The 26319-nt window shown below is 74.0% G+C and carries 22 protein-coding genes; 13 read left to right on the forward strand and 9 right to left on the reverse strand.

Going from position 1 to position 26319, the window contains the following annotated elements; all coding sequences use genetic code 11:
• Positions 1-58: 58 nt before the first annotated feature.
• Positions 59-4345, reverse strand: a complete 4287-nt coding sequence (locus ACBR40_RS16000) for a HAMP domain-containing protein (protein WP_371249211.1) — start codon at positions 4343-4345, stop codon at positions 59-61.
• A 251-nt stretch (positions 4346-4596) separates the two neighbouring features.
• Between ACBR40_RS16000 and ACBR40_RS16005 the strand changes: the two genes are divergently transcribed.
• From ACBR40_RS16005 to ACBR40_RS16015, 3 genes are read left to right on the forward strand one after another with little or no spacing between them, the layout of a single operon-like run.
• Positions 4597-5385 (forward strand): carotenoid biosynthesis protein, encoded by a 789-nt coding sequence (locus ACBR40_RS16005; protein WP_371249212.1) that lies wholly within the window; start codon positions 4597-4599, stop codon positions 5383-5385.
• A complete protein-coding gene (locus tag ACBR40_RS16010) occupies positions 5373-6836 on the forward strand; it encodes a phytoene desaturase family protein (protein ID WP_371249213.1) in 1464 nt (487 codons plus the stop codon). The genes ACBR40_RS16005 and ACBR40_RS16010 overlap by 13 nt, the downstream gene beginning before the upstream one ends.
• Positions 6833-8098 (forward strand): glycosyltransferase family 2 protein, encoded by a 1266-nt coding sequence (locus ACBR40_RS16015; RefSeq protein WP_371249214.1) that lies wholly within the window; start codon positions 6833-6835, stop codon positions 8096-8098. The genes ACBR40_RS16010 and ACBR40_RS16015 overlap by 4 nt, the downstream gene beginning before the upstream one ends.
• Here the strand turns inward: ACBR40_RS16015 and ACBR40_RS16020 are convergent.
• Positions 8049-8645 (reverse strand): glycerol-3-phosphate acyltransferase, encoded by a 597-nt coding sequence (locus tag ACBR40_RS16020; protein ID WP_371249215.1) that lies wholly within the window; start codon positions 8643-8645, stop codon positions 8049-8051. The genes ACBR40_RS16015 and ACBR40_RS16020 overlap by 50 nt on opposite strands.
• Positions 8646-8694: 49 nt before the next feature.
• Between ACBR40_RS16020 and ACBR40_RS16025 the strand changes: the two genes are divergently transcribed.
• The gene (locus ACBR40_RS16025) at positions 8695-9321 is read left to right on the forward strand and encodes a spheroidene monooxygenase (RefSeq protein ID WP_371249216.1); all 627 of its coding nucleotides are present in this window, start codon (positions 8695-8697) and stop codon (positions 9319-9321) included.
• A gap of 14 nt (positions 9322-9335) precedes the next feature.
• Here the strand turns inward: ACBR40_RS16025 and ACBR40_RS16030 are convergent, their stop codons facing one another.
• The 4 genes from ACBR40_RS16030 to ACBR40_RS16045 are packed head-to-tail and all read right to left on the reverse strand — an operon-like array spanning position 9336 to position 13810.
• Positions 9336-10367, reverse strand: coding sequence for a phosphate acyltransferase (locus ACBR40_RS16030; RefSeq protein WP_371249217.1), 1032 nt, complete (start codon positions 10365-10367; stop codon positions 9336-9338).
• Entirely contained in the window at positions 10364-11263 is a 900-nt protein-coding gene (locus tag ACBR40_RS16035; protein ID WP_344204361.1) for a phytoene/squalene synthase family protein, read from the reverse strand. Before ACBR40_RS16035 ends, ACBR40_RS16030 begins: the two co-directional genes overlap by 4 nt.
• 10 nt (positions 11264-11273) lie before the next feature.
• Positions 11274-12728 carry a phytoene desaturase family protein gene (locus ACBR40_RS16040; RefSeq protein WP_371249218.1) on the reverse strand — a complete coding sequence of 485 codons (1455 nt, stop codon included), beginning with the start codon at positions 12726-12728 and terminating at the stop codon, positions 11274-11276.
• Positions 12728-13810: a polyprenyl synthetase family protein gene (locus ACBR40_RS16045; RefSeq protein WP_371249219.1), complete on the reverse strand. Its 1083-nt coding sequence runs from the start codon at positions 13808-13810 to the stop codon at positions 12728-12730. The genes ACBR40_RS16040 and ACBR40_RS16045 overlap by 1 nt, the downstream gene beginning before the upstream one ends.
• A gap of 148 nt (positions 13811-13958) precedes the next feature.
• On the opposite strand from ACBR40_RS16045, the gene ACBR40_RS16050 reads away from it, so the two are divergent.
• The 8 genes from ACBR40_RS16050 (at position 13959) to ACBR40_RS16085 (ending at position 20995) form a co-directional block, all read left to right on the forward strand.
• Complete coding sequence (locus tag ACBR40_RS16050; RefSeq protein WP_371249220.1) at positions 13959-14885, forward strand: MerR family transcriptional regulator; 927 nt, start codon at positions 13959-13961, stop codon at positions 14883-14885.
• A gap of 90 nt (positions 14886-14975) precedes the next feature.
• Positions 14976-15515 (forward strand): RNA polymerase sigma factor, encoded by a 540-nt coding sequence (locus ACBR40_RS16055; protein WP_344204369.1) that lies wholly within the window; start codon positions 14976-14978, stop codon positions 15513-15515.
• A gap of 323 nt (positions 15516-15838) precedes the next feature.
• Entirely contained in the window at positions 15839-18307 is a 2469-nt protein-coding gene (locus tag ACBR40_RS16060) for a nitrate- and nitrite sensing domain-containing protein (protein WP_371249332.1), read from the forward strand.
• Positions 18288-18713, forward strand: coding sequence for a roadblock/LC7 domain-containing protein (locus tag ACBR40_RS16065; RefSeq protein ID WP_344204372.1), 426 nt, complete (start codon positions 18288-18290; stop codon positions 18711-18713). Before ACBR40_RS16060 ends, ACBR40_RS16065 begins: the two co-directional genes overlap by 20 nt.
• Positions 18710-19060 carry a DUF742 domain-containing protein gene (locus ACBR40_RS16070; protein ID WP_344204374.1) on the forward strand — a complete coding sequence of 117 codons (351 nt, stop codon included), beginning with the start codon at positions 18710-18712 and terminating at the stop codon, positions 19058-19060. Before ACBR40_RS16065 ends, ACBR40_RS16070 begins: the two co-directional genes overlap by 4 nt.
• On the forward strand, positions 19041-19643 hold the full coding sequence (locus ACBR40_RS16075) for an ATP/GTP-binding protein (protein ID WP_344204376.1): 603 nt from the start codon (positions 19041-19043) through the stop codon (positions 19641-19643). Before ACBR40_RS16070 ends, ACBR40_RS16075 begins: the two co-directional genes overlap by 20 nt.
• A 33-nt stretch (positions 19644-19676) precedes the next feature.
• Positions 19677-20537 (forward strand): alpha/beta fold hydrolase, encoded by an 861-nt coding sequence (locus tag ACBR40_RS16080; protein ID WP_371249221.1) that lies wholly within the window; start codon positions 19677-19679, stop codon positions 20535-20537.
• 38 nt (positions 20538-20575) lie between these two features.
• The gene (locus tag ACBR40_RS16085) at positions 20576-20995 is read left to right on the forward strand and encodes a CoA-binding protein (RefSeq protein ID WP_344204381.1); all 420 of its coding nucleotides are present in this window, start codon (positions 20576-20578) and stop codon (positions 20993-20995) included.
• Positions 20996-21005: 10 nt separating this feature from the next.
• Here the strand turns inward: ACBR40_RS16085 and ACBR40_RS16090 are convergent, their stop codons facing one another.
• Both ACBR40_RS16090 and ACBR40_RS16095 read right to left on the reverse strand, forming a co-directional pair.
• Positions 21006-22955, reverse strand: coding sequence for an FHA domain-containing protein (locus tag ACBR40_RS16090; RefSeq protein WP_344204383.1), 1950 nt, complete (start codon positions 22953-22955; stop codon positions 21006-21008).
• 297 nt (positions 22956-23252) lie between these two features.
• Positions 23253-23978, reverse strand: coding sequence for a hypothetical protein (locus ACBR40_RS16095; protein ID WP_371249222.1), 726 nt, complete (start codon positions 23976-23978; stop codon positions 23253-23255).
• A 145-nt stretch (positions 23979-24123) separates the two neighbouring features.
• On the opposite strand from ACBR40_RS16095, the gene ACBR40_RS16100 reads away from it, so the two are divergent.
• On the forward strand, positions 24124-24870 hold the full coding sequence (locus ACBR40_RS16100; RefSeq protein WP_344204386.1) for a GntR family transcriptional regulator: 747 nt from the start codon (positions 24124-24126) through the stop codon (positions 24868-24870).
• Here ACBR40_RS16100 and ACBR40_RS16105 read toward each other — a convergent pair.
• The gene (locus ACBR40_RS16105) at positions 24867-26258 is read right to left on the reverse strand and encodes a 2-oxoadipate dioxygenase/decarboxylase family protein (protein ID WP_371249223.1); all 1392 of its coding nucleotides are present in this window, start codon (positions 26256-26258) and stop codon (positions 24867-24869) included. The genes ACBR40_RS16100 and ACBR40_RS16105 overlap by 4 nt on opposite strands.
• Positions 26259-26319: the final 61 nt, after the last annotated feature.

Consider the following 26319-nt stretch of genomic DNA (forward strand, 5'->3'; position numbering starts at 1 on the left):
TCACTCCTCGCCGGTCGGGCCGGATGGTGGATGGTCGGGATCTCGTCGCGCGGTACGCCTATGAGCCGGGCTGCTCCCGCACGTCGAGCCAGTGCCTCATCCGGGTGAGCAGGTGGTCGGCGTCCACCGGCTTGGTGACGTAGTCGCTGGAGCCGGCGCTCAGGGCCTTCTCCTGGTCGCCCGGCATGGCCTTCGCGGTCACCGCGATGATCGGCAGTTCGGCGTACTGCGGCATCTCGCGGATCTTGGCGGTGGCGACGTAGCCGTCCATCTCCGGCATCATCACGTCCATCAGCACGATGTCGATGTCGGGGTGGCTGAGCAGCGTCTCGATGCCCAGGCGGCCGTTCTCGGCGTGCAGGACGGTCATGCCGTGGATCTCCAGGATGCTGGTGATCGCGTAGAGGTTGCGCGTGTCGTCGTCCACGACGAGCACCGTGCGGCCGGCGAGCTCGCCGTCCACCTCCTGGCGGGGAAGCGTGCCGACGGCCTCGGGCCGGATCAGCGGCAGCACGTCGCCGGGCTGCTCGGCCGTGAGGTGCAGGGCGATCCGCTCGCGCAGCTCGTCGAGGCTGGACAGCAGCTCCAGCGCCTGGTTCTCGGCGCGCTCGCGCAGGCGGGCCTTCTGCTGGGAGGTGGTGCGCCAGTTGCTGTAGGCGAGGACGGGCACGACCGCGAGCGCGGGGTCGCCGTCCATGGCCTCCAGGAGCTGGAACGCCGCCAGGTCGGGCATGTCGAGGTCGAGCACCATGCAGTGGCAGGGCTGGGCGGCGAGCGTGGCCGCGGCCTCCTCGGCGCCCGCGGCCCTGATGATCTCGACGGTGTCGTCCCTGCTGTCGGTCAGCTCGCGTACGACGCTCTCGGCGACCAGCGACAGCAGGCCGCCCGCGCGCTGCTCGATCACCAGCAGCCGCCGGTGCTGCGTGCCGCCGCCCGCGTCGGGGCCGGCGCCGGACGCGGTGGCCGGGCCGCTCTCCTCCACGCCCTCCGGCAGGGCCGCCGCGGCGGCGGCGCGGGCGGGGCCGTCGGTGAAGGAGGGGTGGGCGACCGGCAGGAAGAGCGTGAAGACGCTGCCCTGTCCCGGCGTGCTCTGGACGCTGATCGCGCCGCCGAGCAGGTAGGCGATCTCCCGCGAGATGGAAAGGCCGAGGCCGGTGCCGCCGTACTTGCGGCTGGTGGTGCCGTCGGCCTGCTGGAACGCCCCGAAGATGACTTCGAGCTGCTGCTCGGGGATGCCGATGCCGGTGTCGATGACCCGCAGCGCGAGCGCCGGGCCGTTGGCCCGCACGGTCGCGGGCAGCTCGGCCGGGGCGGCGGGCTCGATGCGCAGCTCGACCCGGCCGGTCTCGGTGAACTTGACCGCGTTCGACAGCAGGTTGCGCAGCACCTGGCGCAGCCGGGAGTCGTCGGTCAGCAGCTCGTTGGGGATGCCGGGGGCGGTGGCGATGGTGAAGTCGAGGCTCTTCTCGCTGGTCATCGGCTGGAAGGTGGCCTCGACGTAGTCGAGCAGGCGGCGCAGCTGCACCCACTCGGGGTTGACGTCCATCTTGCCCGCCTCGACCTTCGACAGGTCGAGGATGTCGTTGATGAGCTGCAGGAGGTCGGAGCCGGCCGAGTGGATGATCTCGGCGTACTCGACCTGCTTCGGGGTGAGGTTGCGCGTGTGGTTCTGGGCCAGGAGCTGGGCCAGGATGAGCAGCGAGTTGAGCGGGGTGCGCAGCTCGTGGCTCATGTTCGCGAGGAACTCGCTCTTGTACTTCGAGGCGAGGGCGAGCTGCTGGGCGCGGTCCTCCAGCTCCTGCCTGGCCTGCTCGATCTCGAGGTTCTTGGCCTCGATGTCCTGGTTCTGGCTGACCAGGAGGCGGGCCTTCTCCTCCAGCTCGGCGTTGGAGCGCTGGAGCTCCTCCTGCTGGCTCTGCAGCTCCTCGGAGCGGGCCTGGAGCTCGGCGGCGAGCCGCTGCGACTCCTTCAGCAGCTCGTCGGTACGGGCGTTGGCGACGATCGTGTTGAGGTTGACCCCGATCGTCTCCATCAGCTGCTCCAGGAACGCCCGGTGCACGGGCGTGAACTCCTGGACCGAGGCCAGCTCGATCACGCCGAGCACCTGCTCCTCGACGACCACGGGCAGCACGACGAGCGAGGCGGGCTCGATCCGGCCGAGGCCGGAGTCGATGGTGATGACGCCGGAGGGGATGTTCTCGGTCAGCGCGATCGTGCGGCGGCTGCGCGCGGCCTGGCCGATGAGCCCGTCGCCGAGCCGGAACCGGGGGGCGCGCTCGGCCTCCACCGGGTAGCCGTAGGCGCTGATCAGCTTCAGCTCGCTCTCCTCGGCGAGGAAGAACGCGCCGTACTGGGCCGAGACGAGCGGCGCCAGCTCGTTCATCACCAGCTCGGCGACCGTCGCCAGGTCGCGGTGGCCCTGCATGAGGCCGGACATGCGGGCGAGGTTGGACTTCAGCCAGTCCTGCTGCTCGTTGGCCGTGGTGGTCTCGCGCAGCGACTTGACCATCGAGTTGATGTTGTCCTTGAGGTCGGCCAGCTCGCCCTCGGCGTCGACGGTGATCGAGCGGGTCAGGTCGCCGGAGGTCACCGCGCTGGTCACCTCGGCGATCGCGCGCACCTGCCTGGTGAGGTTGCCGGCCAGCTCGTTGACGTTCTCGGTCAGCCGCTTCCAGGTGCCGGAGACGCCCTCCACCTCGGCCTGGCCGCCGAGCCTGCCCTCCGAGCCCACCTCGCGGGCCACGCGGGTGACCTCGGCGGCGAACGAGGACAGCTGGTCGACCATCGTGTTGATGGTGGTCTTCAGCTCCAGGATCTCGCCGCGCGCGTCCACGTCGATCTTGCGGGTCAGGTCGCCGCGGGCGACGGCCGTGGTGACCTGGGCGATGCTGCGCACCTGGTTGGTCAGGTTGTCGGCCATGGAGTTGACGTTGTCGGTGAGGTTCTTCCAGGTGCCGGCCACGTTGGGCACCCGGGCCTGGCCGCCGAGCTGGCCCTCGGTGCCGACCTCGCGGGCCACGCGGGTCACCTCGTCGGCGAACGCGCCGAGCGTGTCGACCATCGTGTTGATGGTCTGGGCCAGCGCGGCGACCTCGCCCTTGGCCTCCACGGTGATCTTCTGCGACAGGTCGCCCCGGGCCACGGCCGTGGCGACCTGGGCGATGCTGCGCACCTGGCTCGTCAGGTTGGAGGCCATGACGTTGACGTTGTCGGTGAGGTCCTTCCACGTGCCGGACACGCCGCGCACGGTGGCCTGGCCGCCCAGGTTGCCCTCGGTGCCGACCTCGCGGGCCACGCGGGTCACCTCGTCGGCGAAGGCCGAGAGCTGGTCGACCATCGTGTTGATGGTCTCCTTCAGCTCCAGGATCTCGCCGCGCGCGTCCACGCGGATCTTCTGCGACAGGTCGCCCTTGGCGACCGCCGTGGTGACCTGGGCGATGCTGCGCACCTGGGCCGTGAGGTTGTCGGCCATGACGTTGACCGACTCGGTGAGCGCCTTCCAGGTGCCGGAGACGCCCTTGACGTCGGCCTGGCCGCCGAGGCGGCCCTCGGTGCCGACCTCGCGGGCCACCCGGGTGACCTCGTCGGCGAACGACGAGAGCTGGTCGACCATCGTGTTGAGGGTGTTCTTCAGCTCCAGGATCTCGCCTCGGGCCGAGACCGTGATGCGCTGCGACAGGTCGCCGCGCGCGACGGCGGTCGCGACCTGGGAGATGTTGCGGACCTGGTCGGTGAGGTTGCCGGCCATGAAGTTGACCGAGTCGGTGAGGTCGCGCCAGGTGCCCGCCACCCCCTTGACGTCCGCCTGGCCGCCGAGCTGGCCCTCGGTGCCGACCTCGCGGGCCACCCGGGTCACCTCGTCGGCGAACGACGAGAGCTGGTCGACCATCGTGTTGACGGTGTTCTTCAGCTCCAGGATCTCGCCGCGCGCGTCCACGGTGATCTTCTGCGACAGGTCGCCCCGGGCGACCGCCGTGGTGACCTGGGCGATGCTGCGCACCTGGTCGGTGAGGTTGCCGGCCATCGCGTTGACGGACTCGGTGAGGTCCTTCCACGTGCCCGACACCGCGGGCACCTCGGCCTGGCCGCCCAGCCGCCCCTCGGTGCCGACCTCGCGGGACACGCGGGTGACCTCCGAGGTGAACAGCGAGAGCTGGTCCACCATGCCGTTGAAGACCGAGGCGATCTCGCCCAGCAGTCCGTCGGCGTCCTCGGGAAGCCTGGTGCGGAAGTCGCCGTCCCTGACCGCCGTCAGGCCCGCGAGGAGCAGCCGCAGCTCGGACTCGCCGACCTCGGCGCCCGCGCGGGTGGTCGTGCCCGGCCCGCCGGCTGTCGTGTCACTCATGTCCGCCCTCGTCGTCGAGATTCTCTGACCAAGCGCCTTCGATGACCCGACAGCGGGCTTCCACACAGACCCGGAACTCGCCCGGTGATCATCACAGCTGGAACAGGACACACAGGCAGATGTCTCCGTGGATCCGTATGTGAGGTTACTAGATCAGGGCGACTGATGCGTTCGCATCATTTGCTATCCGGCAATTTGCCTGGTTTCTGTGTCATGCAACCGCTCGCACCGGGCCCCCGAAAGACAAAGGTGTGAGTGAGACGCGAAGCGCCCGGGCGACGGCCCCGCCGGTGACCACGGCCAGGGCGGCACGGGCGGTGGGGCTGGCGGCGCTGGCGGCCATGGTGGCCCTCCAGGTCGCCTCCGGGGTCAGCGCGGAGCCGGTGCGCTTCACCGGGATCGTCGTGGCGGTGCTGGCGGTCAGCGCCATCGGGTTCGCCGCCGCCGGCTGGGGCACGCGGCGGACGCTCGCCGCGTTCGGGACGGTGGTCGCGGCCGGGTACGCGGCCGAGGCCGTCGGCGTGCGCACCGGGTTCCCGTTCGGCGAGTACCACTACACCGGCCTGCTGTGGCCACAGCTCGGCGGCGTGCCCGTCGTGGTGGCGCTGGCGTGGGGCGGGATGGGGCTGGCCGCGTACGGGGTGGCGGCGGCGGTCACGACCGGCGGGGCGCGGATCGCCGTGGGGGCGCTCGCGCTGACGGCGTGGGACCTCTTCCTCGACCCGCAGATGGTCGGGCTCGGCCTGTGGACGTGGGCCGTGCACGGCGGGTACCGGGGCATCCCGCTGACCAACTTCGCGGGCTGGCTGCTGGTGTCCGCGCTGGTCATGCTGCTGCTGGAGCGGATACTCGGCGGCGGGCAGTCCCACCAGGCCCGCCCGCCGCGCGGCCTGGCGGGCGTCTACACCACGATGGCGGTCATGGAGACGGCCGGGTTCGCCGCGGTGTTCCAGCCGCCGGACCCACTGGTCGCCGCGGCCGGGGGCATGTCGATGGGCGCGTTCGCGGCGCTCGCGTGGAGGCGGCTGTGGCGGAAGTGATCGTGATCGGCGGCGGCGTCGGAGGCATGGCGTCGGCGCTGCTGCTCGCCCGCCGGGGGCACCGGGTGCGGCTGTACGAGCAGTTGCCCCGGCTCGGCGGCAAGCTGGCCGAGCACCGGCGGGACGGGTTCACCTTTTCCATGGGGCCGTCGCTGCTCACCATGCCCGCGCTCTTCCGCGAGCTCGGGGTGGAGCGCGAGCTGGTCGAGCCGGCCGAGCTGTGCCGCTACCGGTTCGCCGACGGCTCCGCGCTGACCGCCCGCCGCGACCCGGAGCTCATGGCGGCCGAGGTCGAACGGCTCGCGCCGGGCGAGGGCGCGGCCTGGCGGGCCTTCCACGCCTGGGCGGAGGGATGCCTGCGGGCCGCGGGCCGTACCTTCTTCGCCGGGCCGCTCGGCCGCCCGCCGCGCGAGGCCCGGCCGCGCGACCTGCTCGCCGTCGCGCCCGCCCGCACCCTCGACGGGCTGGCCCGCCGCTTCTTCCGCGACCCGCGCCTGCGCCAGTACGTCGGCCGCTACGCCACCTACGCCGGGTCCAGCCCGTACCGGGCGCCGGCCGCGCTCGCCTGCGTGCCCGCGCTGGAGCACGGCCAGGGCGGCTGGTACGTCCCCGGCGGCCTGCCGAGACTCGCCGAGGACCTGGCGGCGCTGCTGAAGGAGGCCGGGGTCGAGGTGCGCCTGTCCGCGCCCGTCGAGGCGGTCACCGTGGACGGCGGGCGGGTCACCGGGGTGCGGCTCGCGGGCGGCGGCCACGAGCGGGCCGACGTCGTGGTGGCGAACGTGGACGCCGCCGCGCTCTACGGCCGCCTGCTGCCGGACCGGCGGCGGTTCCGGCGGCTCGCCGGGCTCGGGTTGTCGTCGTCGGCGTTCCTGCTGATGGCCGGGGTCGAGGGGCGCACCCCCGGGCTGGCGCACCACACCGTGTTCTTCTCGGGCGACTACGAGCGGGAGTTCGCCGACATCTACGACCGGCGCGAACCGCCCGGCGACCCGACCGTGTACGTCGGCTGCTCCGCCGTCGACGACCCCGGCCAGGCGCCGGCCGGCACGGAGAACCTCACCATGCTGGTCAACGTCCCCGCCCGCGACCCCGGCCGGTGGCGCGTCGGCGTGGACGCCTACCGGGACCTGGTGCTGGAACGGCTCGCGGGGCGCGGGCTCGACCTGTCCGGGCGGCTGCGCTTCGTGGACGTCCTGACGCCCGCCGACCTGCGCGACCGGTACGGGGCCTGGGCGGGGGCGATCTACGGCAGTGCGTACCGGGGGCGGCTGGCGCCGTTCCTGCGACCGGGCAACCGGGGGCCCAAGCGCGGCCTGTACGTGGTCGGCGGCACGGCCCACCCCGGCGGCGGCCTCCCCATGGTGACGTTGGGCGCCCACATCGTCACCGACCTCATCGGCCACGACTTCACCCACCCCCGCACGGCCCCTCCGAGGGAGGCGGGCCAATGAGAGGCGGCCTGGTGAGGGGCCGGCTGCTGAAGGGCGGGCCGGTGAAGGGCGGGCCGGTGAAGGGCGGGCCGGTGAAGGGCGGGCCGGTGGCCGTGGCGCAGGTGGTGGCGGCGGGGGTTGTGGTCGTCCGGCTGGCACGGGGGCGGCGGCGGCTCCCACCGCTTGCGGCCGACGCCGCGGCCCCCGCCACGGCCGCCGTCGCAGCCCCCGCCGCGGCTGTCGGGCGCGGGACGGTGACGCCTGTCAGCGGCGAGCAGGGCATCTCCGTCGTGGTGCCCGCGCGGAACGAGGCGGCCAGGATCGGGCCGTGTCTGCGGGCCGTGCTCGCCGACCCGGACGTCAAGGAGGTGATCGTCGTGGACGACCGCTCCACCGACGGCACCGCCGCGCTGGCCGCCGGGCTGGGCGCGACCGTCGTACGCGGCGAGCCGCTCCCCCCGGGATGGGTCGGCAAGCAGTGGGCGCTGCGGCAGGGCGTGGCCGCCGCGCGCGGCGACGTCGTCGTGACCCTCGACGCCGACACGCGCCCCGAGCCGGGCCTGTTCGGCGCGCTGGCCCGCGCCCTGGACGGGCACGACCTGGTCAGCGCCGCCCCCCGGTTCGCCTGCGACGGCCCGCTCGAACAGGCGCTGCACGCCTCGATGCTGGCCACGCTCGTCTACCGGTTCGGCCCCGTCGGCCCGGCGACGCCGCCCCCGCCGCACCGGACCCTGGCCAACGGCCAGTGCCTGGCCTTCCGCCGGACGGCGATGACGGAGATCGACGCCTTCGCCGCCGTACGCGGGCACATGACCGACGACGTGGCGCTCGCCCGGTTCCTGGCGGGACGTGGCTGGCGGGTCGGCTTCCTGGACGGCGGCGCGCTGCTGGAGGTCGACATGCACGACTCGACCGCCGAGCTGTGGCGCGAATGGGGCCGGTCGCTGCCGCTCGCGGACGTGACCGGCGCGGGCTGGCGGGCCGCCGACCTCGCGGTGATCTGGCTGACGGCGGCGCTGCCGGTGCTGCGCCTCGCCGCCGGCCGGGCGACGAGGCTGGACGCGGCGCTGCTGGCCGTGCGCCTGCTGCTGACCGGCGCGCTGCGCCGCAGCTACCGCCGGCCGGGCCTCGGCCTGCTGCTGTCCCCGCTGCTGGACCCGGCCGCCGCCGTCCGCCTCACCCAGGCGACGCTCCGCCCGGTACGCGAGTGGCGCGGCCGTACCTATCCCGATCTCACCCCCGGCGGCCCGACAGCGCGGCCTGGCCGAAACGCAGGCCGATGAGGCACATGAGCGCCCCCGTCCCCGCGACCAGCTCGGCCGGGACGAACAACAACTGCAGGACGGGCAGCCCGAACACCGCCACCCGCGCCCCCGCCGCGAACGACCGCGCCGCCAGCGCCACGGCCACCAGCACCGCCACGGCCAGCGCGAACCCTGGCGGGCAGATCACCGCGGCCCCGCCCGCGAAGGTCAGGATCGACCGCCCGCCGCGGAACCCGGCGAACACCGGCCAGGCGTGCCCCGCCATCGCCGCCGCCACCGCCAGGTACACGGGCAGGACGCTGTCCCCCGTCACCGCGCCGGCGGCGGTCGTGTGCCCGCCGCTGAACAGCAGCGCGGCCAGCCCCGCCAGCACGCCCTTCAGCGTGTCACCGGCGAACACCGGCACGGCGGCCCGCCAGCCGAGCTGCTCCTTGACGTTCCAGAAGCCGGGATTGCGGTCGCCCACGGCGCGCGGGTCGAACCCGTGCCCGCGCGCCAGCAGCACCGCCACCGGGACCGACCCCAGCAGGTAGCCGACGATGACCGACATCACCAGTACGTCCATGGCCTCGTTCCACCTCATCCGGTATGACTCCGCGGACGCCATGCGTCACATGGCCTTCGACCGCCCGCTGCTGCGGCGCACCGGCGGGCTCACGTTCTGGCGGCTGCTCGGGACCGGGCGCGGCCGGTCGATGTCGCTGGGCGCGGACCTGCGCCGGTGGGCGCTGTTCGCGGTCTGGCGCGAGGAGGCCGACCTGGAGGCGTTCCTGCGCGATTCGCCCATAGCGGCGCGGTGGAGGGCGGAGGCGGTGGAGCGGTGGCAGGTCCGCCTCGCGCCGCTGGCCTCGCGCGGCACCTGGAGCGGCCGCGACCCCTTCCCGCGGCCCGCCGAACATGGCGCCCTGCAGGGACCGGTCGCCGTGCTCACGCGGGCCTCCATCAGGGCGCGGCGGCTGGCGGCCTTCTACCGGTCGGTGCCGCCCGTGGACCGGCTGCTGGCCCGGCAGGACGGCTGCCTGGCCTCGATCGGGGTCGGCGAGTGGCCGCTGGCCCGGCAGGCGACGTTCTCCCTGTGGCGGGACGCGGCGGCGGTGCGCCGCTTCGCCTACGGGGACGACGAGCACCTGCGGGTGGTGGCGCGGGTGCGCGCGCACGACTGGTACAGCGAGGAGCTGTTCGCCCGGTTCATCCCGTACGAGAGTGAAGGCACCTGGAACGGCGCCGACCCCCTGGCCTGACCCGGGGCGGGGCGTCACGCCGGTTCCAGAGCGGACAGGGAGTGGGCGACCACGCAGGCGCGGGCGATCGTGGCGGCGGTCGAGGAGCCGTGCGCGACGATCACGGTGCCGCGCAGCCCCAGCAGCGCCGCCCCGCCGTGCGTCTGCGGGTCGTAGCGCCGGGCCACCCGCGCGAGCGCGTCCGGCTCGGCGAGGCCGGCCCGCGCGACCATGGCGAGCGCGGTCCGTACGCACCCCTCGACGCTCTTGAGCACGACGTTGCCGGTGAAGCCGTCGGTGACGATGACGTCCACCGCGCCGGACAGCACGTCGTGGCCCTCGATGTTGCCGTGGAAGCGCATCGGCAGGCCGCGCAGCAGCTCCTCGGCCCGCCGGGCCAGCCGGTTGCCCTTGCCGGGCTCCGAGCCGATCGACAGCAGCCCCGCCACCGGGCCGGGCACGCCCAGCACGGCGCGGGCGTACCCGGCGCCGAGCAGCGCGAACTGGGCCATCATCTCCGGCGTCGGGTCGGCCGTGGCGCCGGCGTCCACGAGCACGCTCGCGCCGCCGGGCAGCGTCGGCAGCGCGACGGCGAGCGCGGGACGCAGGACGCCCTCGGCCCTGCCGACCCGGCGTACGGCCTGGGCGACCACCGCGCCGGTCGAGCCTGCCGACACGAACGCGGCGGCCCCGCCCCCGCCGAGCAGGCCGCAGCCCACGGCCAGGCTGGAGGCGGTCAGCGCGGCGCCGCCCGCGCCCCGCTCCGTCATGGGCACGACGTCGGGGGCGTGCACGACCGGGATCTCGCCGGCGGCGTCGTGGACGGCCAGCTCGCGGGCCAGGTCCGGCTCGCGGCCGACGAGGACGACCGGCACCCCGTGCTCCCGCCGGGCCGCCACCGCCCCCGCCACGGTCTCGGCGGGCCCGTGGTCGCCGCCCATCGCGTCCAGCACCACCGCGCCCGGCCCCACCGCGTCCAGCGCCACCGCGTCCGGCCCCACAGCGCCCGGCCCCACAGCGCCCGGCCCCACCGCGTCCCGCCCGCCCGCGCCGATCCCCCCGGTCATGGCAGGTCCACACGTACGCGGCGTTCGAGCCGGCCCGCCCCTGCGGAGGCCAGCAGGTGGCGGGCGAAGGCGACGGCCCTGCGGTGGCGCGGCACCCGTACCCGCCGTTCCAGCACCGCGAAGCCGCCGCGCTCGATCGCGACGAGGATCCCCCCGTACAGCTCGACGGCGGCCCGCACGCACGGCCGGGACGAGGGCACCAGCAGGTCGATGCCCCTCGCCGCGGCCCGGTAGTGCTCGCGGGCCCGGCCCGCCTCGAAGGCGAGCAGCTCGCGCACCGCCCGCCCGGTCCGCGACCGGCCCAGGTCGGCGGGCTCGACCCCGTACGCGGCGAGGTCCTTGGCGGGCAGGTAGACCCGCCCGCGGGCGTGGTCCTCCCGCACGTCGCGCAGGAAGTTCGTGAGCTGGAAGGCCAGGCCGAGCTGGCGGGCCGGCTCCCTGGCCGCCGCCTCCTCGCCGGGCAGCGCCTCCAGCACCGGCAGCATCATGGTGCCGATGACCGCCGCCGACCCCTCCATGTAGCCGAGCAGGTCGTCGTAGGTGGCGTACGAGGTGACCGACAGGTCGGCGCGCATCGCGGCGAGGAAGGCGTCCACGTCGCCGCGCGCGATCCCGAACGAGCGCACGGTGTGCAGGAACGCGGGCAGCACCGGGTCCGCGACCGGCTCGCCGGCCAGCCCCCTGCCGGTGCGCTCGCAGAGCGCGTCGAGGGCCGCCCGCCGGTCGGCGGTCATGGTGAAGGAGTCGACGATCTCGTCGGCGTAGCGGGCGAAACCGTACAGCGCGTGGACGTGACGGCGTTTCCACGCGGGCAGCAGCAGCGTGGCCAGGTAGTAGGACCGGCCGTAGCGGGCGTGCAGCTGGCGGCAGCGTTCGTAGCTGGCGGTGAGAGTCAACGGATGCCCTTTACGAAGTAAGAATGCGTTCTGCGGCGAGCCGGCCGGAGATGAGCACCGGGGGGACCCCGACGCCCGGCGCGGTGTGCATGCCGGCGAAGTGCAGTCCGGGCACCCGCCGGGCGGCGCCGGACGGGCGCAGCCACGCCGTCTGGGTGAAGCGGTGGTCGAGCGCGAACGGGGTGCCCGCCGTGTGGCCGAGCGCGGCCCACGCGGGCGGGTCGAGGACGAGCCTGGGCGTCGCGGACAGGTCGCCGTAGCCGAGCCCGGCCAGCCGGGCGAGCAGGCGTTCCTCCAGGCGGGGACGGAGCCGGTCCCAGTCGGCGGCCTCCAGGTTGGGCGCGGGCTCCAGGACGCTGAGCGTGGCGTGCCCCGGCGCGGCGTCCTCGTCCGTGGCGGGGCAGGTGACGAGCAGGCTCGGGTCCGGCTGCGGCCGGCCCGACTCCAGCGCCGCGAACGTCTCCCGCCACGCCCGCCCGAAGTGCAGCGTGTGGTGCGCCTGCCCGGCCGGCGGACGCTCCAGCCCGGCGTGGACGACCAGGCAGGACGGCGAGAAGCGGGGGCGGCGCATCCGCCAGTCGGCGGCCCGGCCGGGCAGCAGGCGGCGGGCCGCGTACCGGTCGCAGGCGACGACCACGTGCCCGGCGGGCAGGCGTTCGCCGTCCTCCAGCAGGACGCCGGTGACGCCGTCCCGGTCGGTCCGGACCTCGCGGGCGCGGGCGGCGTACCGGACGGGCGCGCCCAGCTTCTCCAGCAGGGCGGCCAGCGCGGACGGGATGGCGTGCATGCCGCCGCGTTCGGGGAAGTAGACGCCGCCGACCGTGTCCATGTGCGCGATGACGGCGTAGATGCCGAGGGCGCGCTGCGGGGACAGGCCGACGTACAGGGACTGGAAGGTGTGCGCCTTGATCAGCCGCTCGTCGGTGAGGTGGCGGGCGGCGAGCCGGTCCAGGCGGCGGAAGCCGCCGAGCGCGGCGAGCCTGGCCAGCGCGAGCGGGCGGGCCAGGGCGCCCAGCCTGGTCATGTCCGCGTCGATGAACGCGGGCCACTCCGCCGCGAACAGCTCGCCGAGCAGCCGCCGGTACCGCAGGTAGCGGGCCGCCTCGGCGGGCCCGCACAGCTCGCGCACCCGCTCGGCCATCACCGCGCCGTCCGGGGTGAGGTCCAGGTGCGAGCCGTCGTGGAAGGCCATGCGGTACGCCGGGTCGAGACGGCGCAGCGGCAGCCAGTCGCGCAGTTCCTCCCCCGCCGCGCCGAAGATGTCGGCGAGCACGCCGGGCATGGTCAGCACGGACGGGCCGGTGTCGAACCGGTACGGGCCGAGCCTGGCGCTCCCGCAGCAGCCGCCCGGCTCGTCCCTGGCCTCGACGACGGTGACCTCCCGCCCGGCCGCGGCCAGCCGTACGGCGGCGGCGAGACCGGCGAGGCCGGCGCCGATCACCACGGTGGGTCCGCGCCGGGGCATCAGCGGCTCCTGTCGGTGGCGAGCACGGTCAGCTCGGTGAGCGCCGCGCGGGCGTCGCCGGGCAGGCCGGGCAGCGCGTCGAGGGCCCCGACGGCCTGCGCGGCCAGGGCGGCGATGCGCCGCTCCGCCGCGTCCAGCGCGCCGCAGGAGACGATCAGCTCGCGGGCCGCAAGGACGTCCTCCTCGGTGGCGACCGCGTCGAGGAGGAGGGCGGCGCCGCGCGGCCCGGTGCGTTCCCTGGCGGCGGCGACGAGGTGGTTGGGCTTGCCCTGGCGCAGGTCGGCGGCGGGCTTGCCGGTGCGGCCCGGGTCGCCGAAGACGCCGAGGACGTCGTCGCGGAGCTGGAACGCCTCCCCCAGCGGCAGCGCGTACGCGCTGAGCGCCCGCCGGGCCGCCGGCTCGCCGCCCGCCACCGCGTGCCCGAGGTGGAGGGGGCGCTCGATGGTGTACTTGGCCGACTTGTAGAGCGCGATCGTACGGGTGCGGCCGGTGTCCGCTCCGGCGGCGGTGCCGGCGAGGTCGAGCTGCTGCCCGGCCGTGACCTCCACGCGCAGCCTGGTGAGGACGCCGAGCGCGTCGGCGAGGTGCGGCCCGGAGCCGAGCAGCGCGGCGTCGGCCCAGGCCAGGGCCAGCAGGGCGAGCAGCGTGGTCTGCGACTCGCCGTAGCGGGCCGGGTCGCCGCGCAGGCCCGCGCGGCGGTGCTCGGCGGCCAGCGCGACGTGCGCCGCCGGGCGGCCCCTGCGGCCGGGGGCCTCGTCCATGACGTCGTCCAGGAGCAGCGCCGCGACGTGCACCAGCTCGACGGCGCAGGCGGCGTTCAGCACCGCGCCGAGGTCCGCCGCCGTGCCGCCGGCCGCGCGGTGCCCCCAGTACACGAACGCCGGCCGCAGCCGCTTGCCGCCGTCCCGCGCGAACGCGGCGAGATGGCGGCGGACCAGGCCGACGCCCTCCTCGCCGAGGAAGCCCAGCCGGGCGAGCTCCTGGTCGAGCAGTTCGCCGAGCCGCTGGTCGACCAGGTGGCGCACCCGGCCGTTCCCTGCGCCGCCGGCCGGGGTGACGGTGTGCGAGGTCACGATTGTCATGCGTCCTGTCTCCTTGTCGGTACATAGGTCTTCGCGAAGGCATCCCCCGCCGGTTGCATCCGGCGGTCGGCGGATCGCGAAAGGATGGTCACGGGTGTGCCGGAAAAGGGTCCGGACCAGCGGGGCGTCGGTGAGTGAGGAACGTTCGGTGAGTGAGGAAGAGGCCGGGTACGGCATCGGGGCCGTCTCGCGGCTGATCGGCGTGCCCGCGCCCACGCTGCGCACCTGGAACCTGCGGTACGGGCTCGGCCCGAGCCGCCGCAGCGCGGGCGGCCACCGCCGCTACGACGCCGCCGACCTGCACCGGCTGCGGGAGATGAAGCGGCTGATCGCCGAGGGCCTGCCGCCCGCCGAGGCCGCCCGCCACGCCCTCACCCTCACCCTCACCGGCGAGCCGCCGACGCCCCCGGCTCCCCGGCACACCTCCGCCACTCGCCCGACGGAGGCCGGGCCCGCGGGAGCAGAGCCCGCCGGCGCCGGGGTGACCTCGCTCGTACGGGCCGCGTTCGTGCTGGACAGTCACGCCGTCACCCACCTGCTGGAGTCCTCGCTGGCGGCGCACGGGGTCCGGCCGACGTGGGAGCGGCTGGTGCTGCCCGCCTTCGACGCCGTCTGCCGCCGCCAGGACGACTCGGGCGCGGGCATCGACGTCGAGCACCTGCTCTCCGACCGCATCCTCGCCGCCCTGCACCGGCACGCGCTCCGGCAGGCCGCCCCGGCGGGCCGCCGCCCCGTGCTGCTCGCCTGCGCCGAGGACGAGCAGCACACCCTCCCCGTGCACGCCCTGGCCGCCGCCCTGGCCGAGGAGGGCGTGGAGACCCGCGTCCTCGGGGCCCGCACCCCCTACGCCGCGCTGGCGCACGCGATGCGCCGGCTGCATCCGGCGGCGGTGTTCGTGTGGTCGCAGCAGGAGCTCACGGGCGCGACCGCTCCCCTGGCCGCGCTGCCGCGGCTGCGCCCGGCGGCGCGGCTGATCGTCGGCGGCCGGGGCTGGCGTGAGGCTCTTCCCGAGGGCGTGATCAGGGTAGATACCTTCCGCGAGGCGCTGTCCCAACTCCGGCGGACCCTGCCTTGAGCGTGTCTTTCCCCCGATGACGTTGTGCCGTCCCGCTCCTCCCGTTATGAATAGGTTTTGAATAGGTTTTCCAGGGGAGCGGGACGGACCATGGGGATGACTCCGACCACCAGCCATCAGCAGCACTCAGGGCGCGACGACGAGGAGACCCTGAGCGACAGCTACCGCGCGCACGCGCCCGCCCTCCGCTCCTACCTGCGGCGCTTCATCTCGCCCCAGGACGTGGACGACCTGCTCCAGGTGGTGTTCGCCGACGCCTGGCGCTCCCGCGAGCGCTATGACCCGTCCAGGAGCCAGGCCGCCTGGCTCTACGTGATCGCCCACCGCCGCGCCGTGGACCACCTGCGCGCCCGCCGCCCGTCCACGGTCCCCCTGGACGCCGCGACCGAGGCGGCCGTGCCCGCGCAGCGCCCGGCGGACGACGGCCTCGCCGACCGCGACCGCGTCCGCCGCGCCCTGGCCGAGCTCTCCCACGCCCAGCGCCAGGTCATCGAGCTCGCCTACTACGGCGGGCTGACCCAGCAGGAGATCGCCGAACGCCTCCGCGTCCCCCTGGGCACCGTCAAGGCCCGCACCTCACGCGGCCTGCACAAGCTCTCGTCCCTGCTGGCCGCCGCCGAGGCCGCCTGACCCCGCCGGTCACTCCGGAACAATGTTCGGAAATTGGGCCAAGATTCGTCACATTAGGTGACATGCTAACCGTTACGTTCACGATCGGTGTGTTGACAAAGAGTCAACCCGCTATAAGCCGGTTTCTTCGCATCCGTACCTTGAAGTACATCTGCCCCATCGGCATAGTGGACGGACCTGTAAGGAGTAATCAGTCGTGACGGGCATCTTCGGGGGGCGATACCGGCTCGCGGCTGCCCGGCGGAATTGGACATGATCGTATGAGTTCGCCCCCTCCGATCCGTGCCAAGCTGCTCCGGATCCTCTTACTCCCGCTGGTGTCGATGGTGGCACTGTGGGGCTTCATCGCCTACTCCAGCGTCCAGGAGATCGTGGACGTCTCACAGACGCAGGACCGCTGGGAGGCCATCGGCTCGCCGGTGCTGCAGCTCATCGTCGAGCTCCAGCGCGAACGGCAGCTCTCGGCCGAGGCCCCTCGCAGCACCGGCTCGTACGCGCCCCTCGTCGACCAGCGTCGCAACACCGACGCCAAGGTCGAACGGCTGCGCGAGGTCATCGGCACCGTGGACGTCACCGAGGGCGGCGAGGAGACCCCCGCCCAGGTGCGCGCGCTCGTACAGGCCCTCGACGGGCTGCAGTCGCTGCGCGCCTCCGCCGACGGCGGCGTCCTGGCCCCGCCGCTGGCCATCATCGACGCGTACAACAACGTCATCGCCGTCGCCAACCGGCAGTTCAACGACCGCGACGCGCTGAGCGACGTCTCCTCCTTCCGCTCCGTGCGCGGCATGGCGGCGTACGCGGCCACCGCCGAATATCTGGGCCGCGAGCACGCGGTGCTCACCACCACCATCGTCCACCGCCGGATGTCGCCCACCGACCGGGCCGCGTTCGTGGCCGCGTTCACCGCCCGGCGGCTCGTCTTCGCCAACGCCGAGCGCGACGCCGGCCCCGAGCTGAAGGCCAACTACGACGCGCTCGTCGGCAGCCCGCAGTACCGGCGGCTGATCGAGACCGAGGACGAGCTGTTCACCTTCGACACCGGCGGGGCGCCGCCGGTCGAGGCCGCCCAGTGGAAGGGCGACGCCGAGGCGCTGCTCGGCCTCATCAACCGGGGCACCCAGAGCGAGCTGGCCCGCGCCGCCGAGGAGGCCGAGGCGCAGAAGAGCGGCGCCTACTGGCGGATCGGGCTGGTCCTCCTCGCGGGGCTCGCCGCGATGCTGCTGTCGCTCGCGCTGTCGTACCGGTTCGGCCGCTCGCTCATCTCCGAGCTGCGCAGGCTCCAGGGCTCGGCCGTGGAGCTGGCCGAGGAGCGGCTGCCCCGCCTGGTGGAACGGCTGCGCCGCGGCGACGACGTGGACCCCGCCACCGAGGCCCCTCCCCTCGACCCGGCCGACACCGCCGAGGTGGACCGCGTCGTGGACGCCTTCGCGGCGGTGCGCCGCACCGCGGTCGAGGCCGCGGTCGGGCAGGCGACGCTGCGCAAGGGCGTCGGCCAGGTGTTCCTCAACCTGGCGCGGCGCAACCAGGCGCTGCTGCACCGCCAGCTCGCGCTGCTCGACACGATGGAGCGCCGGGTGGACGAGCCGGAGGTGCTGGAGGACCTGTTCAAGCTCGACCACCTCACCACCCGCATGCGGCGGCACGCCGAGAACCTCATCATCCTGTCCGACTCCGCGCCCGCGCGCCGCTGGCGCGACCCGGTGCCGCTGTTCGACGTCGTACGGGCCGCGGTCCTGGAGGTCGAGGACTACACCCGGGTCACCGTCGCGCCGATGCCGCAGGCCCCGATGCTGGTCGGGGCGGCGGTCACCGACGTCATCCACCTCGTGGCCGAGCTGGTCGAGAACGCCACCGTCTTCTCCCCGCCGGACACCTCCGTGCAGGTGCGCGGCATGACCGCGGCCAACGGCTTCGCCCTGGAGGTGGAGGACCGCGGCCTCGGGCTGAACCAGGCCACGCTGGACGAGCTGAACGCGCGGCTCACCGAGCCGCCGGAGTTCGACCTGGCCGACAGCGACCGGCTCGGGCTGTTCGTGGTGTCCCGCCTCGCGGCCCGGCACGGCATCAAGATCTCCCTGCGGCGCTCGCCGTACGACGGGACGACCGCGATCGTGCTGCTGCCCATCGGCCTGCTGGCCGGCATGGAGAGCCCGGCGCGGCCCGCCGAGCGGGTGGTCGCCGGCCGGCCCATGCGGGCGCTCGACTCCGCGCCCGGCGAGCCGCGGCACCGCGCGCCCGAGCCCCGCTCGCCCCTCGACCCGCCCCTCGACGCCAAGGTGCTCAACGGCCACCCGGTCCGCCTCCCCGACGACCTCAGTGACCTGCCCGGCGACGAGCCGGAGGAGCAGGCGGCCGAGCGCGTGCCGGACCCGGTGGCGGAGGAGCCGGCGCGGCCCGAGCGCGGCACCTGGTTCGAGGCCGCTCCCCCGGCGCGCAACGGCAACGGCGCTCCCGCCGCGCCGCCGCCCGTGCCGCCGCCCGCGCGGCCCGCTCCCGCCGTCCCGCCGGGCCCGCCTCCGGGCTGGAGCGTGACCGTTCCGCCCCAGGAGGCCGACGAGGACCTGGACGGGCTGCCCATGCGGGTCCCGCAGGCCAGCCTCGCCCCTCAGCTCCGCACCGCGCGACGGACCCAGGCGCGTGGCGTCTCCGTACGCTCGCCGGAGGAGCTCGCACAGCTCATGTCGTCCATGCAGCAAGGCTGGCAGCAAGGACGCCGCCTGGCCGACGAGCCGCAAGGACAAGACGTGTGGAACCGAAAGGACGACCATCCCGATGCCCGACCCCAGAAGTGAACTGAGCTGGCTCCTCGACGACCTCACCCAGCGCGTCCCCGGCATCCGGCACGCCATCGTGCTGTCCGCCGACGGGCTCGCCATGGGCGGCTCCCGTGACCTGACCCGTGAGGACTCCGAGCACCTGTCCGCCATCTCCGCCGGCAGCCACAGCCTCGCCATGGGCGCGGGCCGGCATTTCGGCCTGGGCGGCGTACGGCAGACGATCATCGAGATGGAAGGGGGCTTCCTGTTCGTCACCGCCGCGGGCCAGGGAGCCCGGCTGGCGGTGCTCGCGGCGGCCGACGCCGAGCTCGGCATGGTCACGTACGAGATGGCGCTGATGGTCAAGAGGGTCGGCGAGCACCTCTCCGCGCAGCCGAGGGGAGCGGCACCGGCACCCGCCTGGAACGGCGCGAGACCGTGACAGGAGAGGATCCCGGCCCCCTGATCCGGCTGTACGGGCTGACCGGGGGCCGGGCGCGCCCGCAGGGGGAGACGTTCGACCTGGTGGCCATCGTCGCGACGGTCGCCGGCTCGCACGAGTTCGCGGACCTGATCCCCGAGCACCGCGCCGTGCTGTCGCTGTGCCGCCGGCCCACGCCGGTGGCCGACGTCGCGGCGCACCTCAGGCTGCCGCTCAACATCACCCGGGTGATCCTGGGCGACCTGCGGCGCGAGGGCCTGGTCACCATCGAACGGCCGCGCCCGGTGGCGCAGACGATCGACGAACGCATCTACAGGGAAGTGCTGCATGGGCTACGCAGCCTCTGAGCCGGGGTCGACGGCCGTCGCCTCGGCCTTGGCCATCAAGATCCTCATCGCGGGTGGCTTCGGCGTCGGCAAGACGACCATGGTCGGCACCATCAGCGAGATCCGTCCTCTGCACACCGAGGAGCTGCTGAGCGAGCGGGGCGTCGGGGTGGACGACCTGTCGGGCGTGGAGTCCAAGACCACCACCACCGTGGCGCTCGACTTCGGCCGCATCACGATCCGCGACGGGTTGTGGCTGTACCTGTTCGGGACGCCGGGGCAGGACCGGTTCTGGTTCATGTGGGACGAGCTGGCGCTCGGCGCGCTCGGCGCCGTGGTGCTGGCCGACACCCGCCGCCTCCAGGAGTGCTTCCCGGCCGTGGACTACTTCGAGCAGCGCGGCATCCCGTTCGTCGTGGGGGTGAACTGCTTCGACGGGGCCCGCAGGTACGATCCCGCCAAGGTCCGGCGGGCGCTCGGGCTGAACGAGACGACCCCGATCGTGCTGTGCGACGTGCGGCGGCGCGATTCGGTCAAGGAGGTGCTGACCACGCTCGTCACGTACGCGGTGGAGGGCGCCCGTTCCGCGCCGGGGCCGCGATGATCGGGTAGCCGCTCCGCTGGGTAGTGGCCGCGGATGTTCGACGACTTCGCGACCGACGTGATCGACGTGGGCGAGACGGAGCTGTACGTCCGGCACGGCGGCTCCGGCACCCCGCTGCTGCTCCTGCACGGCCACCCGCGCACGCACGCCACCTGGCACCGCGTCGCCCCTCTCCTCTCCCCCCACCACTACGTGGTCTGCCCGGACCTGCGCGGCTACGGCCGTTCCGGCAAGCCACCCACCACTCCCGACCACGCCCCCTACGGCAAGCGCGCGATGGCGCGGGACATGGCCGCCCTCATGCGGGCGCTCGGCCACGACCGCTTCGCCGTGGCGGGGCACGACCGGGGCGCGTACGTCGCCCACCGCCTGGCCGTCGACCATCCCGGCGAGGTCACCCGCCTGGTCGTGATGGACGCGATCCCCATCGGCGAGGCGCTGGCCCGCGCCGACGCGCGCTTCGCCGCGGCCTGGTGGCACTGGTTCTTCCTCGGCCAGACCGACAAGCCGGCCGAGCATTTCATCAGCGCCGACCCCGACGCCTGGTACCGGACCATGGAGGAGCAGATGGGGCCGGAGGCGTACCTGGACTTCCGCCGCGCCATCCACGACCCGGCCACGGTCCACGCCATGTGCGAGGACTACCGGGCCGGGCTGACGGTGGACCGGGCCGCCGACGACGCCGACCGGGCGGCGGGCCGCCGCGTCGCCTGCCCGACGCTGTTCCTCTGGTCGTCGAGGGACGACATGGAGGACCTGTACGGGGACCCGCTGGCCATCTGGCGCACCTGGGCCGACGACGTGACCGGTCATCCGATCGACAGCGGCCACCACATGGCCGAGGACGCCCCCGAGGAGCTGGCGGCCGCCTTGCTGGCGTTCATGAAGCGCTGAGGCGGAAATTCCCCGCGGGGCGGTCGTGTTGCCCGGACATGGGCAATGCTTTCGCGGACGAGAACGTCATCCGCCGGCTCCTCACCGAGACGCGGACGTGGGCCTTCGTCGGGCTGTCGGACAACCCCGACCGCACGGCGTACGACCAGGCGGGCCTGCTCCAGGCGCGCGGCAAGCGGATCATCCCCGTCCACCCGGCCGCCGGGACGGTGCTCGGCGAGCCGGGGTACGCCACGCTCGCCGAGGTGCCGGAGAAAGTGGACGTCGTCGCGGTCTACCGGCGGGCCGGGCACGCCGGGCGGTTCGTGGACGAGGCCGTCGCGATCGGGGCGGGGGCGGTGTGGCTGCCGCTCGGCGTCGTCGACGAGGCCGCCGGGCGGCGGGCCCGCGAGGCCGGGCTCGACGTGGTGATGGACCGCTGCCCCGGCGTCGAGTGGGCCCTCCGCCGCATCCCCTGACCTCGCGGGGTCAGACCATCTGGCCGCTCGGCCCCCGGCGGATCACGCGGGTGGCCTGGCGGCGGTCGTCGGGCGGCTGCGGCGGGGCGGACACCAGCACGTCCGGCGGGTCCTGCCGGTAGAAGATGTCGATGTCCACCTCCTCGCCGCCCATGACCAGCGTGTCCCACGCCCCACTGGCGAGGAACGCGCGCAGCGCCTCGGGGCTGAGGCAGCGCAGGTGGGCCCGGAGCGTGGCGTCGTCGGGCAGGCCGGGGATGCGGGAGGCCAGCCGGTCGCGGATCTGCCTGAGCCGGTCCATGAAGGCGTCCAGATCGGCCTCCCTGGAACCCTCCGCGGCGGGTTCGGGGGGCGTGAGGCCGTCGGCGATCAGGTCCTTGATCGCCCGGGTGACGCCGTGGCCGTCCGTGGCCACCATCGCCTGCCACGCGCGGCTCTTGTGCCGGTACTGCAGCATCGACATGGCCGCCTCGTGCCGGATGAAGTCGGCGTCGCGGAACGGCCGGCCGCGCCAGCTCTGGCTGAGCGTACGCGCCAGCGAGATGGCCGAGGCCAGCCCGCTGTTGAGCCCGCGCCCCGGCCAGAAGTGGATGGCGTTGGCGGCGTCGCCGAGCAGGAACCCGTACGTGCCGGGCGTCCCGGCGGTCGGCGGGTGGAGCTGGGCGGTGAAGCGCGGCCGCTGGACCATGTCGAGCCGGAACGCGGTGACCGCGCTCAGGTTCTCCTCGGCGACGCCGAAGAAGCGCAGCCCCTCCAGCACCCGCGTCCACAGCCGCGAGCCTCTGACCAGCGCCGGCAGGAACAGCGTGCCGTGCGTTGAGCAGTGGAACTCGCCGTGCTCGGTCCGGTCCATCAGGCACGGGCTGGCGGCGACGCACTGCTCGAACACGTGCCGGACCGGGTCGATGCCGATGACCTCCTTGGCCTCCTCGTCGGTCAGCCGCATGTTGAGGAAGCCCTCGCCGCGCAGGGCGTTCAGCAGGAAGCGGTTCTGGGCGACGGTGAGCAGCACGGTCATCGGGTCCGGCAGCTCGGATCTGACGCGCAGCCCGAGGACGACGTCCTGCAGGTGGTGGCCGTCGAGCGAGTAGATCGAGGTGTCGGCGTTGCCGAACTTGGCGGCGAAGTGGGCGCGGGTGCGCGAGCGCCCGCCCTCGCAGATGGCGAGCACGTGGTCGCGGCCGGTGGCCTCGCGGTGCTCGTCGGGCGAGAACCGCGCGGGGACCAGCCGGATCCGGTCGGGGCGCTCGTTCGCCAGCTCCAGCAGCGTGTCCTCGATGTAGGCGATGCGCAGGTTGCGCGGGCCCTGGCCGCGGATCGAGTCGGGGCCGGTGGGCCACATCTCGGTGTACGCGCCGGGCGCGAACAGCCGGGCCTGCGCCCGTTCCGGCAGGTTGAGGTACTGGCGGCTCTGGACGGTGACGACCTGCTGCCGCCGGACGTTGCCCTCCGCCCTGCCCTTCCACACGACGCGGGCGCCGTCGCTCTTCCAGCGGCCGTCGTAGACGGTGATCGCGACCCGCTCGCCCATGAGCTGGTCGAGGAGCAGGGCGAGGCTGAGCCCGACGGGGCCGCCGCCGCTGATCGTGACGCGCAGGACCTGCCCGGGGTCCACCGCCCGTACGACGCTCCGCACCGTCCCGGGGTCCATGATGGTGTCGGCGTCCTCGCCCGCGAGCTCGAAGCAGAAGACCTCGTCGCCGATGCTGATCAGGTCGCCGGGGCGCAGCACGTGCGTGGCCACGCGGGCGCCGTTGACCAGGGTGCCGTTGCGGCTGCCCAGGTCGCGCAGGACGTAGCGGCCCTCCTCGTGGCGCACCTCGGCGTGCGAGCGCGAGGCCCGGCCGCCGGCGATCACCACGCCGCTGTCGCCCCTGCGGCCGAACGTCAGCGGCCGATCGCCGAGCGGGAACCGTCTTCCGGACTGAGGGCCGTCGTGCCCCACGATCACCGGCGGCATAGGTAACTCCCATTCCCTAGCCAAATGGACTGGAGTCCGTGCCGCTTCAGCATGGGACGGGATGAACCTCTTTACCAGTGAAAATTACTCACACAAGAGAATTCTCACGTTTGCGAGGGGTATGGGGCCAGTTCGGAAATCCGAAGGAGAGTTGTGCCATGATCGTATTGCGCCGTTTGACGGCGATCCGAGCATGCCTGGCACTGCCGAGCCTGCCCGGCCCGTCACCGGGCCCGGACGAGGCCTCCGACCAGAGCCGGCGGCGCCGGCGGCGCCGCCGGCGCTGACCCGCCAGGGTCACTTCCAGGGGAGCCTCCTCCCCTTGTACGAGGGGTGCTTGGACTCCCAGTACTTCCAGCCCTCGAAGCGGGCCGGCACGTTGGCGATGCCCGAGGCGATCTCCACATGCCGGCACGTGGAAAGGACCGACCACGCCGACCAGCCGATGCGGTAGCCGAACACCCGGTACCACATGTTGCCGTACATCCCGTCGCTGATCTCGCGCGTGTACTCGTGCCCCGTGAACACCATGTGCCGCTCCTCCAGGTGCGGGATGCCGTTCTTGCGCAGCGCGCGGATCACCTCGCCGGGCTCGATGGGGTTGCTGGTCCTGACCCACTCCTTCTCCGTCTCCAGGAACGCCAGCACCTCGTGCTCCCTCGTCACCGACACCGTCATCGAGCCGCCGGGGCCGTCGGTGTAGCGGGTGCGCGGCAGGAAGAAGTTGCGCGGTGAGATGTGCCCGCGCTTGAAGAAGATCCGAGGCGTGCACACGGGGTGGTCGGTGTCCTTGACGCGGTTGCGGTGACGGCGGCGGTTGTTGACGTTGTCCTCGGCGGTCTCGTCGACGGCCTCGGCGACGGTGTTGTCGACGTCGTCGTCGTCGCCCGTCCGGCTGTCCGCCGGGCTGTCCGTCCGGTTGTCCGCCCATGCCGGAGCCAGCGTGGCGGCGAGGACGATCGAGAGCGTGCCGCACGCGGCGGCCTTCCGCATTCCGCGGCGAAGGTGAATGGGCGCGAACATGTGCTGTTCCTTTCGGAAATGCCTGCTGCACGATGCTCGCAGGAGGCACGAATCCCACCCGACCGCCACACCGAACTTGAATATCCCGTACCGGGCAAGAATTGGTGAAGAACGTATGGCGCACCCGTACGGGTACCATGCCTCCATGCCGCCCACCCGCGAACACGCCGAGCTGAAGCTGCAGCCGCTGCCGCAGGCGGGCCGGTCACTGGCCGAGCAGGTGATCTCCGAGGTGCGCCGGGCGGTGCACACCGGCGCGATGGTCCCCGGCCGGCTCTACTCCGTCTACCAGATCGCCGAGCAGCTCAACGTCTCCCGCAGCCCGGTCCGCGAGGCCATGCTGCGCCTGGTGGAGGCCGGGCTGGTGCAGGTCGAGCGCAACCGCGGGTTCCGGGTCGTGCTGCCGCACCCGCGCGAGATCGTCGAGATCTTCGGGGTCCGGCTCGCGCTGGAGCTGCCCGCCGTGCGGCGCGCGGCCGGGGCCGGGCCCGCCGGGCTGGGCGCGGCGCTGCGGGAGACGATGGAGCGGATGGCGGAGGCGGTCGAGGCCGGCGACGAGGAGCTGTTCTTCCACCTCGACCAGGCGCTGCACGACCGCGTGCTGGTCGCCGCGGGCAACGGGCGGGCCCGCGCGATCGTCGGCGGCCTGCGCGACACCATGCGCATCCTCGGCACCTCCACCGACGACGCCTCGCGCACGCTGCGCCAGGTCCACGAGGAGCACGAGCCGATCGTGGCGGCGGTGGCCGCGGGCGACGCCGGGGGCGCGGTGCGGGCGATGCGCGCCCACCTGACCAACACCGGGCTCATCCTCGCCGCGCAGGCGGCCCGCGCCCAGGGCGAGCCGGTGGACGTGGCCGCGCTCTGGGCCGCCGTCGTCGACGACCTCTAGCCGGCCTCGCCGGGCAGGCCCAGCTCCTCCCGCACGCGGGCCAGCGACTCGGCGCGGATCGCGGCGTACAGCTCGTACGGGTCGTGCAGGGTCCGCCCGAGCACCCCGGCGAGCTCGTCGGGGCCGAAGTCGGCGCCGGCCGCCGTGACGTCCTTGGCGCCGTCGGAGGTGAGGTTCGACTGGAAGATCCCGGCGGCCGAACGCGGCAGGAAGTCCTCGTACACGATGGGCCGGGCGCTCACCCAGCCGCCCGCCAGCAGCTCGGCGAGCCCGGCCGGGGGCGGCCCCGAGGGCCGGTCCGGCGCGGCGTGGAAGGTGAAGTACGCCAGGTCCCGCGCGGCCAGCTCCGCCTCCGTGCGCGGCACCCGCGCCTCCCACAGCCCGGCGGCCACCGCGTTGCGCTCCTCCGCGTCCACGCGCCGCCCGGCGAGGGCGTCGTCCAGCGCGGCGGCCAGCTCGTCGTAGAGCGCCCGCCCGGCCGGGGTCACCGCGATCCCCCGGGCCTCGACCTCGCCGAAGCGCACCCGCAGGTCGTCCTCGGCGATCCGGCCGTCGTCCTCGCGGAACAGCCGGGGCTCGGCGAGCGCGCGGAAGGAGGTCTGGCGCAGCAGCAGGTCGGGGCCGGACCAGCGGGGCGGGCCCTGGATGGCGTCGATCATGGTGATGCCGCGCGCGGACATGCGGGCGTAGAGGGCGTCGATGTCGAGCACGCGCGGGGTCAGGTGGTTGACGTGCGTGCTCGGGACGCCGCCGATGTCGGCGGCCACGGCCGAGACCCGCTCCAGCTCGGCGTACCAGCCGCGCGAGACCGGCTCGCGCGACAGCTCGAACGAGCGCGTGGCGAGCGTCAGGAACTCCTCGGCCGCCGCGTCGTCCAGGCCGCCCTCGGCCTCGGCGCGGTCGGCCAGCTCCAGCAGCCGGGGCGGGAACAGCCGCCTGGCCTCCAGGAACGCCTCCAGCCTCCGCCGCAGATCCTCGCCGAAGAACCGCCGGTCGCCGGTGACCAGCATGGAGGTGAAGACGCGGAACGGGTTCGCGGCCAGCTCGCCGGCGTCCACGGGCCGGAACGCCGTCGAGACGACCGGCACCGAGCTGCTGGCCGCCTCCCGCAGGTCGTAGAAGCCGACCGGGTACATCCCCATCGCGCCGAAGATCCGCGCGACCTGGGCCAGCTCGGCGGGGGTGCCGACGCGGATCGCGCCGTGCCGCTCGGCGGTGACCCGGCCGATCGAGCCGAGCCGTTCGGCGTCCGCGCCCATGCGGGTCAGGACCTCGCGATTCACCTCCTGGGAGACCTCGACGAGCGTGGTGTAGGCGGGGACCTCGGTGCCGTACATGGCCGACAGGCGCCGGGCGAAGGCCGCCCGCAGCGCGGTCGCGTCCACCATCGTGCCGTCCCTTCTCTGGGTCGTGATGGCTGGCATCGTACCCAAGTCGCATGTAACATGC

Origin of the sequence: Nonomuraea sp. AD125B (assembly GCF_041402765.1) — a bacterium.
In the GTDB taxonomy this organism is placed as follows: domain Bacteria; phylum Actinomycetota; class Actinomycetes; order Streptosporangiales; family Streptosporangiaceae; genus Nonomuraea; species Nonomuraea bangladeshensis.